General features: G+C 38.4%; 12 protein-coding genes. All 12 read left to right on the forward strand.

The window, feature by feature from the left end; all coding sequences use genetic code 11:
• Window positions 1–38: 38 nt before the first annotated feature.
• The 12 genes from J6O61_RS00730 to J6O61_RS00785 all read left to right on the forward strand — a co-directional run bounded on the left by J6O61_RS00730 (window position 39) and on the right by J6O61_RS00785 (window position 13,256).
• Window positions 39–2,306 (forward strand): peptidase U32 family protein, encoded by a 2,268-nt coding sequence (locus J6O61_RS00730; RefSeq protein ID WP_292208358.1) that lies wholly within the window; start codon window positions 39–41, stop codon window positions 2,304–2,306.
• A 4-nt stretch (window positions 2,307–2,310) separates the two neighbouring features.
• Window positions 2,311–3,672, forward strand: a complete 1,362-nt coding sequence (locus J6O61_RS00735) for an FtsW/RodA/SpoVE family cell cycle protein (RefSeq protein ID WP_292208360.1) — start codon at window positions 2,311–2,313, stop codon at window positions 3,670–3,672.
• A complete protein-coding gene (locus J6O61_RS00740) occupies window positions 3,650–5,089 on the forward strand; it encodes a peptidoglycan D,D-transpeptidase FtsI family protein (RefSeq protein ID WP_292208362.1) in 1,440 nt (479 codons plus the stop codon). Before J6O61_RS00735 ends, J6O61_RS00740 begins: the two co-directional genes overlap by 23 nt.
• A gap of 156 nt (window positions 5,090–5,245) precedes the next feature.
• Window positions 5,246–5,575 carry a hypothetical protein gene (locus tag J6O61_RS00745; protein ID WP_292208364.1) on the forward strand — a complete coding sequence of 110 codons (330 nt, stop codon included), beginning with the start codon at window positions 5,246–5,248 and terminating at the stop codon, window positions 5,573–5,575.
• A 19-nt stretch (window positions 5,576–5,594) separates the two neighbouring features.
• Entirely contained in the window at window positions 5,595–6,704 is a 1,110-nt protein-coding gene (locus J6O61_RS00750; RefSeq protein WP_292208366.1) for a DUF2953 domain-containing protein, read from the forward strand.
• Window positions 6,705–6,729: 25 nt separating this feature from the next.
• Window positions 6,730–7,128, forward strand: coding sequence for a GerW family sporulation protein (locus J6O61_RS00755; RefSeq protein ID WP_292208368.1), 399 nt, complete (start codon window positions 6,730–6,732; stop codon window positions 7,126–7,128).
• Between the two features lie 192 nt (window positions 7,129–7,320).
• Entirely contained in the window at window positions 7,321–7,857 is a 537-nt protein-coding gene (locus J6O61_RS00760; RefSeq protein ID WP_292208370.1) for a hypothetical protein, read from the forward strand.
• A 340-nt stretch (window positions 7,858–8,197) separates the two neighbouring features.
• Window positions 8,198–9,316, forward strand: a complete 1,119-nt coding sequence (gene recA / locus J6O61_RS00765; protein ID WP_292208372.1) for a recombinase RecA — start codon at window positions 8,198–8,200, stop codon at window positions 9,314–9,316.
• 286 nt (window positions 9,317–9,602) lie between these two features.
• Window positions 9,603–10,223 (forward strand): regulatory protein RecX, encoded by a 621-nt coding sequence (locus J6O61_RS00770; protein WP_292208374.1) that lies wholly within the window; start codon window positions 9,603–9,605, stop codon window positions 10,221–10,223.
• A gap of 241 nt (window positions 10,224–10,464) precedes the next feature.
• A complete protein-coding gene (gene rny, locus J6O61_RS00775) occupies window positions 10,465–12,009 on the forward strand; it encodes a ribonuclease Y (protein ID WP_022776027.1) in 1,545 nt (514 codons plus the stop codon).
• A gap of 199 nt (window positions 12,010–12,208) precedes the next feature.
• Window positions 12,209–12,634 (forward strand): flavodoxin, encoded by a 426-nt coding sequence (locus J6O61_RS00780; RefSeq protein ID WP_292208375.1) that lies wholly within the window; start codon window positions 12,209–12,211, stop codon window positions 12,632–12,634.
• Between the two features lie 76 nt (window positions 12,635–12,710).
• A complete protein-coding gene (locus J6O61_RS00785; RefSeq protein WP_292208377.1) occupies window positions 12,711–13,256 on the forward strand; it encodes a DUF3793 family protein in 546 nt (181 codons plus the stop codon).
• Window positions 13,257–13,333: the final 77 nt, after the last annotated feature.

A 13,333-nucleotide genomic window follows, 5' to 3' on the forward strand; every position in this document is an offset into this window, starting at 1 on the left:
TTTTAGGCTGTCGGAAGGACAGCCTATTTTTAAGTGATATGAAGAAAGTTGAATTACTTGCCCCTGCAGGGGGCTATGAAACAATGGTGGGCGCATTCAATGCGGGTGCGGACGCTGTATATCTTGGCGGTTCTAAATTTGGCGCCAGAGCCTATGCGGATAATTTTGATACGCAGGAGGTTTTGGACGCTATTTCTTATGCCCACTTATTTGGTAAAAAAATTTACATGACAGTAAACACTCTTGTGAAAGAGAGAGAATATGGCGAACTCTATGATTTTATGCTTCCTTTTGCAGAAAAGAAGCTTGATGGAGTGATTGTTCAGGATCTGGGAGTTATGAAGCTTATCAGGGATGAGTTTCCTGAAATCGAACTTCATGCCAGCACGCAGGCAACCGTTACAGGAGTATATGGTGCCAGACTCTTAAAAGAGCTTGGATGTGTGAGAGTTGTCCCTGCCAGAGAGCTTAGTCTTTTGGAAATGAAAGAGATAAGAGAAAAGGCTGATGTTGAAGTCGAAGCCTTTATTCACGGTGCTATGTGTTATTGCTACTCGGGAATGTGTCTTTTTAGCAGTATGGTCGGCACCAGAAGCGGTAACAGAGGAAGGTGTGCGCAGCCTTGCAGATTGCCATATGCACTGGCTGGTTCATCTGCGAAAGAGCAGTATCCACTTAGTCTTAAGGATATGTGTACTGTTTCTATGATTCCGGAGCTGATCGAGGCGGGAATAGATTCTTTCAAGATAGAAGGAAGGATGAAGCGACCTGAATATGCTGCAGGAGTAACATCAATTTACCGTAAATACATAGACCTTTATTATCAGGAGCCGAAAGTTCTTCATGAGATTTCAAAAGAAGATATGGAGGTTTTAAACTCTCTGTATCTGCGAACACAGATCAGTCAGGGATATTATCACAAGCATAATGGCAAGGATATGATCACGTTGGAATCGCCATCTTATAACGGAACTTCTGATAAGGTTCTTTCTAATGTAAGAGAGAAGTATCTAAGTGGAGAGTTAAAACTGAAGGTCAGCTTAAACTGCAGACTTGTAGTTGGGGAAGAGGCTGCACTTACCATGACGCACATTCATGATGGACAGGAATATTCTCTTACAGTTCATGGAGGCAAGGTTCAGGGAGCTCTAAAAAAACCTATGGATGAGGAAAGTGTGTTAAAACAGCTCTCCAGGTTTGGGGGAACTTCTTTTGAGCTTGATAATATCCATATCCTGATAGATGATAAAGGAAGCGGAAGGGGGATATTTATTCCCGTTAGTGAGCTTAATGAGCTTAGAAGGAATCTCTGCGAACAGATGCTTTCGTGCATTCTGGAAAATGATGATGTTGATTTAAAGTCCGGAAAAGACGCTGACAGGATTAATAAGATAAATGATAAAACTGCCGCTAAGCCTGAAAAAGAGAGTTTGAAACTTTCTGATCACGAGCCCTCTTTACATGTTCTTGTTAATACAAAAGAGCAGCTTGATGGTGTACTTAGAGTTCAGAAAAAAACCTGCAGTATTTCAAGGGTTTATATAGACAGCAATATCTTTCTGGAAAATGACAGATCTTTTGATAGTGAAGGAATTGAGGTGTTCGTGGCACTTCCTTATATGACAAGACACGAAAACTTTGATGGAACTCTTGATATTATGAAAATAGCTGATTCGGCTATGGACAAGGGAATTTCGGGACTTCTTGTGCGTAATCTTGAGCAGTTGGGGATTCTTAAAGAGAAAGGCTATACAGGGAGGATTATCCTTGATTATGGGCTTTATATATGGAATGAGCAGGCTGCGGATATGGTAAAAAATCTTGCATCTGAAGTATCTGCACCACTTGAACTTACTATTCATGAGGCACGTGAAGTGGCTGAAAAAGTCAGAAAGAAATCCGGTATTCCTGTGTCGCTTAATGTTTACGGCTATGCGCCTATGATGATAAGTGCAGGATGTGTAAAAAAGACATTGGAAAAATGCACCGGTAATCAGGGAAAAGTGTTTGCATCCAAAACAGCTATTATTGACAGAATGGGCAATGAACTTAAGGTTACGACCAACTGCCGAAATTGCTACAATGTCATTTGGAATGCACTTCCAACTTCACTTCATAAGAAACTTCCGGGGATTATGGATAAGTTCTCTTTTGACAATTTCAGAGTTGATCTGACTATTGAAGATGGAAAAGAGGCTGAAAAAATCGTGACTTCTTTTGCTGCCCTTATGAAAAAAGAAATTGCGGATACAGGATTTGATGGTCTTGAATATACAACTGGACATTTTAAACGCGGAGTAGAGTAATCCAATGGAATTATACGTAACTGAAATATCAAAATATGTCATAGCTTTTCTGATGTTCTTATATACATTGGAATCCTTTGTGGCATTTAGATGGAAGACAGAAAATAAAAGAAAAGGTTTGTATATAAGACAGGTGATTTTGATGTTTGCTATTCAGATTGCGTGTTTTGTTCAGATAATGGCGAGAACCGGCAAACCTGTTTATTTGTTTTTCTTTGCTTTTCAGATAATTGCTTTTTCATCGGTGATTCTTTTGTTTTATGTTATTTATCCTGATGGAAACAGACTGATAATAAATAACAGCTGTATGCTCATGATGATTGGGCTTATTATGCTTACAAGACTTTCCTATGACAGGGCGGTAAAGCAGTTTTTTATCATAGTAGCTTCATTTATTGTAGGTTTTATTGTGCCTGAAATAATATTCAGGTTTGAGTTTTTAAAGCGCTTTACCTGGATATATGCTGCTCTTGGCGTAGTAGCCATCGGGGTGGTTCTTCTTATGGGAGCTGTTACTAACGGTTCCAAGATTTCATATACCGTTGCAGGTATAACGCTTCAGCCTTCGGAATTTGTAAAAATCCTTTTTCTTTTCTTTATGGCAGGAGCATTGGATAATGCCGAAAATATTTGGCAGCTGTTTATTGCTTCGGTTGTTGCAGCTCTTCATGTGATCATTCTTGTTTTGTCAAAAGATCTGGGAAGTGCGCTTATTTTTTTTGTCATTTATCTTGCACTTATCTATATATCAACAGAAAATATAGGATATCTGGCCATAGGACTTTCTTTTGGTGCCTTGGCCAGTGTGATAGCTTACAAGCTCTTTTCACATATTCAGGTTCGTGTTCAGGCGTGGCTGGATCCGTTTACAGATATTGAATCTACGGGATATCAGCTTTCACAGTCTTTGTTCGGAATCAGCTCCGGTGGCTGGTTTGGACTTGGACTTTACGGCGGTTCACCAAAATCAATCCCGTTTGTAGAGCAGGACTTTATCTTTTCTGCTATTGCTGAAGAGATGGGCGTTATTTTTGCGGTACTGATGGCACTTGTCTGTGTCAGTACTTTTATTGAGATAATGAGACTGGGATATTTTCTCAGGGATACATATTACAGACTTGTGGTCTGCGGAATTGGAGTGGCCTATATTTTCCAGACTTTCCTTACAATCGGAGGCGGAGCTAAGTTTATACCGCTTACAGGAGTCACACTTCCGTTTGTAAGCTATGGCGGCTCATCGGTACTTGTGACAATCATGATGATAATGATTGCGCAGGGAATTTTTATGATAAGGACTGATGAGAGATATGAAGCTATTGAGAGGATGAAGAGGCGCAGAGAAAATGAGAGACAAAAAGAATACTAGGAAAAAGAAAATCAGATCATACCCAATAATTGTTCTTTCTGTTTTCTACGGAGCTTTGTTTGTAGCTATGCTATCTTACATTTGTTTTTATTCGTATAACAACAGACAGACACTTATGAATAATAGTTTTAACACAAGGCAACAGATTCTTTTGTCTCAGAACATTAGAGGCAAGATACTTTCAAGAGATGGAGAAACGCTGGCTTATACGGAAGTTTCAGAGGATGGAACGGAGAAAAGAGTATACCCTTATGGCAAAGAATTTGCTCATGTTGTGGGATATTCAACTAACGGTAAGGCAGGGATAGAAGCACTTACCAATTATTATCTGATAAATTCAGGAATTGATCTGACTCAGAAAGTAAAGCTTGATGCTTCAGGAACCAAATATCCGGGCGATAGTGTAATAAGTACTTTGGATGTGAATCTGCAGGAAGTGGCATATAATGCACTTTCAGCCAGAAAAGGCGCAATAATAGTAACCAATCCAAAAACAGGCGAAGTTCTTGCACTTGTTTCAAAGCCTGATTTTGATCCCAATACCATTGCGGAGGAGTGGGATAGCCTTTTGGCAGATACATCCACTGATGCCAAGCTGTTAAACAGAGCAACTCAGGGACTATATCCTCCGGGCTCTACATTTAAGATAGTCACTTCACTTGCCTATTTAAAAGATCATCCGAGCGACTATAGCAATTATAAATATACTTGTTCCGGAAGCTTTAAGGTAGGTGAAGACAGCATTTCATGTTACCACGGTCAGGTTCATGGCAGCCTTGATCTGTTTACTTCTTTTGCTGAGTCCTGCAATTCATCTTTTGCAAATATAGGTGTGGGAGTATCAGAAAGTTCTTTTAACAGTGCCCTTGATGATCTTATGTTTGGTAAGGAACTGCCTCTTGATGTGCTTTATTCAAAAAGCAGTGCAACATATACTGAAGGAATGTCAACCGCAGATATAATGCAGCTTGCCATAGGACAGGGGACAACTTCGGTTACTCCGATACATATGAACATGATCACGTGTGCAATTGCCAATGAAGGAAATCTCATGAAGCCTTGTTTTTTTACCCAGGTAAAAACTGAGGAAGGAAAGGTAGTGGAGAGTACTTCTTTCGAAAAATACAAAAGGTTGATGTCTGCCGATGAAGCTGCGGTTCTGCGTCAGATGATGGAACAGGTGGTATTAACGGGAACAGCCAGCAAGTTAAAGGGACTTTCATACAGTGCCGCAGGTAAAACGGGATCTGCAGAGTTTAACTCACAATCAGATTCTCATGCGTGGTTTACGGGCTATGCACCGGCTGATGATCCGGAAATTTGCGTGACGATAATTGTCGAAAATGCAGGTAGTGGCGGAAGTTATGCTGTGCCTATTGCAAAGCGCATATTTGACGCTTATTTCGGTGTAGAATAGTGATTATGACTTACTTGTTCGGAAGATATATTTTGCTTGTGATTTTTTGATAAGATAATTTAAGTTTTAATTATAGCTATATATGTTAGAATATTTAGTGACATATTTAATGAAATTAAAGTGACAATTCGATTTTTTGGTACTTTGGGAGTAGATATGGTAAAAAAAAGATTCTGTGAGTTTTATAAGAATCTGTATTGGGGAAGTTCGGTAAATAACAAGGCCTTAGTTAAGTGGAAGCTTTCTCATGGCGCCGGACAGATTTCTGTTTTCTGCGTGACAAGAGCACTAAACTCCAAGGATCAGCTTGATATAATCCATTGTGCTTTTTTGAAACAGCCTTTTTTTAAGGAACATCCATCGTTTGTTTATGGTATAGCAACAAGCCGTGATGAGGCTGTGGATATTGTTCTTAGAATTTCGCAGGAAGCGTCGATGGCAGGGCTTGACGGAAGACTGCTTGATTATCTTGATAGCAGGGAATAAGTTAATTAGCGGGGATTTTATGTTGGCGGGAGTTTTAACTGTTTTAAAAATATTTGGGATAGCGCTTCTTTGTATTTTGGGGCTATTGATATTTTTGCTTTTACTGGTTCTTTTTGTCCCTGTCAGATACAGACTTGATGGGAATATACCAAGGATGAATCCGGATGAGGGCTTTGACGTTGAAAAAATAAATGTAAACGCGTCGTTTTCATGGCTACTTCATATAATAAGCGGTGGTATAAGCTATCCGGAGAACAAAGAGTTTCAAATAAGGGTATTTGGAATAAAAGTTTACCCTTTTAAGGAAAAGAAAAATAAATCCGATAAAAAAAGTGATGATAAAAAAACATCATCCGGTGTCATTGAAATGAGCAACATGGGTGAGCAGACAGAAAAGCCGGAAACAGGTAAAGATGCAGATAATGCTTCAAAAGAGACTGATGAGTCAAGCAATGTTGAGAGTACTGTTACAGTAAATACGGAGATTGACTTAAATATAGAAAACTTGGGTGAAGAAAATTTTGAGAAACAAGAAGCTGTTTCTGATAACTCTGGAGTTGAAGAGACAACTGAGAAAAAATCTGATGATGAGAATCCAACTGACAAAGGATTAGGCGCTGAGAAAAAAACGGATGGTGAAAAGTCAGATGATAAGTCATTTTTGGATGTGCTTTGGAATATAATAGACAATGTGTCAAATATTCTGAAAACGCCACAAAATGTGTTTGAAAAAATACAATATACAACATCTAGAGTTTGTGGTAAGATTAGTATGATTAAAACCACAATTGAGAATGACATCTTTAAAAGGGCATTTGACCTTGTTAAAAGTAAACTTATAAAAATAATCAGGATGATTCTTCCCGATAAATGTGATGTGCGATTGAACCTTGGAACCGGAGATCCGGCTCAGACGGCTGAGATGATAGGCATTTTTGGTGCTTTATATCCTTTCTTTTATAACAAAGTCTGCTTCGAGCCTGATTTTGATGAAAAGGTAATAGAGCTTGATGCACATTTAAAAGGACATATCACAGCTTTTACAATAGTTTACAGCGCGGCGGTTTGCTTTTTTAACAAAGATGTGAAAAAGGTAATCAGACGCTTCAAAAAAATATTAAAATCATAATAAGACTGATTATCCGGAGGGTATGATGGGAGAGAACAATTTTAACGGTGTAGTTGAGTCATTGTTAAACGGAATGCATTCCGTTATGGAAGCTAAGACAGTAGTTGGTCAGCCTACACAGGTAGGAGATACAATAGTACTTCCTTTGGTAGATGTTTCTTTTGGTGTTGGTGCCGGTGCAACATCAGCTGATAAAAAGAATGGCGGTACAGGCGGATTTGGAGCAAAAATGTCTCCAAGCGCAGTACTTGTTATAAAGAATGGTTCCACAAAGCTTGTTAACATTAAGAATCAGGATGCGGTTACTAAAGTTCTGGATCTTGTACCTGATATCGTGGATCGTTTTTCAAGTAAAAAAGAAAATATCATGGATGATGAAAAAGCAGTAGATATTGCTTTTCCGCAGGAGGGTAAGGAAGAGTAATATTTAGGCACATCGAAGAATAAATAAATAGTACAAAATCCTGATAATTACTTCAAGATACTGCGTTGTCGTCAGTCATTGATGCTTATATTGACATCATCTTCCGCTTTGTATCTGAAAATTATTTTAGGATTTGTATCAGGTATTAATTATTTGGTGTATAGGTAATTCGTAGTAACGGGGGCAATTGCTATGGAAGAAAAGAGAAATTTGGAAGAGATCATATTAAACGGCACAGAAGATGATCTTGCGCAGCTTCGCGTATGGCTTTTTAAAGAGAGTGTACGACTGGAGAATCATGAGAGCGCTTTATCCGAGCGGTATGAGAGGCTTGAAGCAGACGAGCAGGCTTTTAGAGAAAAAATGGATAAGGCTGAAAGAAAGCTTGAGAATGCATCCAAAAAATTAAATAATGATAAGGCTTTATTTGAACAGAGGCTAAAAATCCTTAACAGCGGATTTGAACAGCTCAACAATGATAAAAAGAAGCTTGAGGCTGATTTCATCAGACTTGAAAGAGAAAAAATGTATCAGAGAGAGAACGAATATGATGCTCTTGATCTTCTTTTTAGAGGAGCAAACACTCCGCTTACATTGAAAAAGAGATACAAGGATCTCATGAAAATGTTCCATCCCGATAATATCAGTGGTGATGCTGAGATGGTGCAGCTCATAAATCAAGAGTATGCCGCACTTTGCAGACAGTACGATATGAGTGCGTTTAACTGATATTTTTTTTGAAGCATTCAAGTAGTGTAGTTATTCTTTAGTATGAATGTATTAGAATATTTACCTTTTAGTTAGGTATTTTTTGACAAGAAATTAATAATATGATAGCATAATCAAGTCATTGTTCTTTTTTATGGGCAATGGCTTGTGTATGTTCTAAGGGGATGATGTGTTTCGGAGTGTATCAGATTCCGGATGCAAATAGATCGTTTGGCGTTTCTGCCGGGGATTTCATAGATTTATTAATTAAAACATTTTATAGAAAAATTATTGACACAATCGAACATTTGTTTTAGTATGAAAATATGCAGAACGGATGTTCTAAAAGAAGGAGATTGGTATGGAAAGAGAAGATAAACAAAAAGCATTAGAGGCAGCTCTTGGACAGATTGAAAAACAGTTCGGTAAAGGCGCTGTTATGAAGCTTGGCGACTCATCAGATACTATGAATATAGAAACTATTCCTACAGGCTCACTCAGCCTTGATATAGCACTTGGTCTTGGTGGTATTCCCAAGGGGAGAATTATTGAGATATATGGACCTGAATCCAGTGGTAAGACAACTGTTACTCTTCATATGATAGCTGAAGTTCAAAAACGTGGTGGTATTGCAGGATTTATTGACGCCGAGCATGCGCTTGACCCTGTTTATGCCAAAAACATCGGAGTTGATGTTGACAATTTGTATATTTCACAGCCGGATAGTGGTGAGCAGGCTCTTGAGATTACAGAGACTATGGTTCGCTCCGGAGCTATTGATATAGTAGTTGTTGACTCTGTTGCAGCGCTTGTTCCAAAGGCTGAAATTGATGGAGATATGGGCGATTCACATGTAGGTCTTCAGGCAAGGCTTATGTCACAGGCTCTTCGTAAGCTTACAGCTGTTATCAGTAAATCTAATTGCACAGTTGTATTTATTAACCAGCTCAGAGAGAAGGTTGGAGTTATGTTTGGCAATCCTGAGACTACAACAGGTGGACGTGCACTTAAGTTCTATTCATCGGTTCGTATGGATGTTCGCCGTATTGAAGCTATTAAGCAGAATGGTGAGAATATTGGTAACAGAACAAGAGTAAAGGTTGTAAAGAATAAAATCGCACCTCCATTCAAGGAGGCTGAATTTGATATTATGTTTGGTAAGGGAATATCTATAACAGGTGATATCCTTGACCTTGCTGCGGGAGTTGATATTGTCAATAAGAGTGGCGCATGGTATCAGTACGAGGGTGAGAAGATTGGACAGGGACGTGAGAATGCAAAGCTTTATCTTGAGAATAATCAACTTATCAGAGATGAGATTGAAGCAAAGGTAAGAGCTCATTATGGTCTTCCTGTAGATGGCTCTTCAGTAGCTGTAGCTGCTACAACGGCTGATAAAGCTTCAAGTAGTGCTGATTCTGCTTCATCTGATGATGATGGAGTTAAGACTTCTGCCAAGAAAAGCAAAGCGTCTAAGTAATTAGAGGTTACTTTATCAAATATTTGAAAGCTGATGCTTTAATATTACTTATGTTCGTTTATTTGGCATCATTCTTTAGATTCTTTATGTTAAACTCATTTATCGGTGGCCGGACGGCCACCGATTTCTACGTAAATTCAACGTACTTTATTGATATCGATAAACTAATGTGCATTCTTGTTTTTTAGGCCTTAAGGATGGCGTCAGTACCGGAAATAGTTGGGCAAAAAGCTAAACATCAATTATCAATTTAAATTGCATTAACTGATTTAATGAGGATAAATAAGTGATAATTTCAGACATAATTGAATTTGATAAAAAAAGAAGTAAAGTTTACATCGATGGTGAGTTTGCTTTCCTTCTCTATAAGGGCGAGCTAAGAGATTACAGTATCAAGATTAACAATGAATTATCAGAAAACTCATACGAAACAATAACAAAAGAGCTTCTTCCAAAAAGAGCTACCAAAAGAGCAATGAATCTTCTTCAAAAGAAAGACTACACTGAAAAGCAGCTGCGTGATAAGCTGTCGGAAGGACTTTATTCTGATGAAGCCATGGATGCGGCAATAGATTATGTTAAATCCTACAGATATTTGGATGATCGCAGGTTTGCAAGGGATTATGTCGTATATCATATTGAAGCCAGAAGTAAAAACAGAGTAGTCAATGATCTGGTCTCTAAAGGAATTTCTAAACAGACCATTATTGATACATTTGAAGAGTTGGAAAATGAGGGGCTATTTGGAGATATTTCTGAAAATCAACTAAATCAGATCACTGATTTACTGAATAAAAAACATTACCGCTCTGATATGGAATACAAAGATAAGCAGAAAATTATGGCTTTTTTGTTGCGCAAAGGTTACGATATGGATTTGATAAAAAAAGCCATGGAAAATACTTAAACAAATTTCTTTTATTACTTTATTATTTTACTTTTACTTTAAGATATAATTCATACTTTGGCTTGACATACTTTCACTTTTGATTTTTAATTTTCTTTTTTGAAGAGGCCTACGCTTCTTGACACTGTCATTTATAAAAGGTAAAATTTAAGTGTTGTAAAATTGTATCTGAGTGGGCTTTTTTGGGGTTCACTATACAAAATATTGTACAATGAAAATTGAATAAGGAGGTGCTCCTGTAATGACCACTGTTATTATTGCAGTAGTAGCAGCTCTTGTCGCTTTTGTTGCAGCATGGTTCATATCCACCGGTTATCAGAAAAAAGTAACTGAGGGTAAAATCGGAAGTGCAGAGGAAAGGGCAAGAAAGATTATTGACGAAGCACTCAAAACTGCCGAAGAAACGAAGCGTGAGAAACTTCTTGAAGTAAAGGAAGAGGCACTGAAAACACGTAATGATCTCGAAAAGGAAGTTAAGGATCGTCGCAATGAGGTTCAGCGTACTGAAAGAAGAATTCAGCAGAAAGAGGAAAACGTCGAAAAAAGATCTGAAGCGATTGAAAGAAAAGAGCAGAGCTTAAATGCCCGTGAAGAGGCACTTAGCAAGAAGAGTGAAGAGGTTGCAAAGCTAAATGAACAGAGGATACAGGAACTTGAAAAAATCTCTGGCTTAACCTCCGAGCAAGCAAAAGAGTATCTTTTAAAGATTGTTGAAGATGATGTAAAACATGAATCAGCTGTCATGATTAAAAACATGGAAGCTGAGGCTAAGGAAGAAGCGGATAAGAGGGCGAAGGAGATAGTTGTTAACGCAATTCAGCGTTGTTCAGCTGACCATGTTTCTGAAACTACAATTTCTGTAGTACAGCTTCCTAACGATGAGATGAAAGGTAGAATCATCGGTAGAGAAGGAAGAAACATTAGAACTCTTGAAACAATGACCGGTGTAGATCTTATTATTGATGATACACCGGAAGCTGTAGTTATTTCCGGATTTGATCCTATACGTAGAGAAGTCGCTCGTATAGCACTTGAGAAACTTATCGTTGATGGAAGAATTCACCCGGCTAGAATCGAGGAAATGGTCGAAAAGGCACAGAAGGAAGTTGCTGCCAAGATCAAAGAAGAAGGTGAAAATGCTGCAATTGAAGCGGGCGTTCATGGACTTCATCCGGAAGTTATAAAGATTCTTGGACGAATGAAATTCAGAACAAGCTACGGACAGAATTGCCTTAAGCACTCTGTCGAAGTGGCACAGCTCTGCGGACTTTTAGCATCAGAACTTGGACTTGATGTTCGTGTTGCTAAGAGAGCAGGTCTTTTACATGATATTGGTAAGGCTGTAGATCATGAGCTTGAAGGCTCACACATTCAGCTTGGTGTAGATATCTGTAAAAAGTATAAGGAATCTCAAATCGTTATTAATGCGGTTGAGGCTCATCATGGTGATGTAGAACCACAGTCACTCATAGCAGTCCTTGTTCAGGCAGCTGATACGATTTCATCAGCAAGGCCCGGCGCTAGAAGAGAGACTCTTGAAACTTACACATCCAGATTAAAAGAACTCGAGGACATTACCAATAGCTTTAAGGGTGTTGATCACTCATTTGCTATTCAGGCTGGTAGAGAAGTCAGAGTAATGGTAGTTCCTGAGCAGGTTTCAGATGCCGATATGGTACTTATGGCTCGTGATATTGCAAAGAAGATTGAGGATGAAATGGAATATCCGGGTCAGATTAAGGTCAATATCATAAGAGAGAGTAGAGCAACTGAATACGCAAAATAATTTTAAGAAGCTGTCCGATGAGGACAGCTTCTTTTTGCGTGTAAAGCAGAGCCATGTGGCATTAGCGACATTTTTTCTCAATAGAACAATGCAATTTATCTTGAATGAGCTGTAAGCCTATGCTAACATAATGATGTTAGCGATGTCTAACACATCTAAAACGTTTCCTAATATAATATAAATAATCGGAGGAATTAATATGAGCAAAGTTAAAGTTGTTTACTGGTCAGGAAGTGGTAATACAGAGGCTATGGCAAATGCTGTTGCTGACGGAATCAGACAGGCAGGTTCAGAAGCTGAAGTGGTTACATTTGATTCTATCAACCCATCAGATCTGTCTTCAGATACTTCAATCGCACTTGGATGCCCTGCAATGGGAGCTGAAGTTTTGGAGGAGTCTGTTGTTGAACCTTTCATTTCAACTTTCGAAAATCAGTGTGCAGGCAAAAAACTTGGTCTTTTCGGCTCTTACGGATGGGGAGATGGACAGTGGATGCGTGACTGGGTTGACAGAATGACAGCTGCAGGTGCAACAGTAGTTGGAAATGAAGGTGTAATTGCAAACAATGCTCCTGATGATGCGGCAGTTGAAGCATGCAGAAATCTGGGATTGGCTCTTGCCTGATAAATGAGTTCTGAGGTAGAACTGCTTTAGAAAAACAACAATTTTAGAGGAGAAGAGTAAAAGAGTATAAACGGGGATGAGTACAGAATTAGCAAATAAAATCGATAGAAACAATGTCAGACATATGATGGTGCTAAGTTGTGCACCTCTTTTGGCAGGGCTTAAGATAGCATCTTTATTTGTTACGAGAGCGATTAATTATGAGGAAGTTTTAAGCGTGCTTAAGGGTACAGAAGTTGAAATATTAACTCTATCAAGTAATAATGGGATGCTTACTCTTTTGCTCTATAACCGTGAAGAATTATCCAAGTACCTTAGCAGGAATATGAATGCATCTTTTTTACGAAAACTTGAATATAAAAGCTGCGATGTGGATGTTGTGCTTAATGAATTTGCTTATAGATATAGTTTGTATTTAAAAGATCGCATGGATTTTCCTCATGAGATGGGTATTATACTTGGGTACCCACTTGAAGATGTTAACGGGTTTATGTGTAATCAGGGAAAAAACTATTTAATTAGCGGATATTGGAAAGTATATAACAGACCTGCCATTGCAAAGAGGATATTTAAAGAGTACGATGAAGCGACTGAGCGTATGATTAAAGAATTGGTGGAATAAGAGGATATAGTACTTGATTAAATTGATTGTGTGCAATATAATATCATTGAGATTGCTAATTAAAAGAAAAATCTGTA

Source organism: Butyrivibrio sp. (assembly GCF_017635265.1).
GTDB lineage: Bacteria > Bacillota > Clostridia > Lachnospirales > Lachnospiraceae > Butyrivibrio.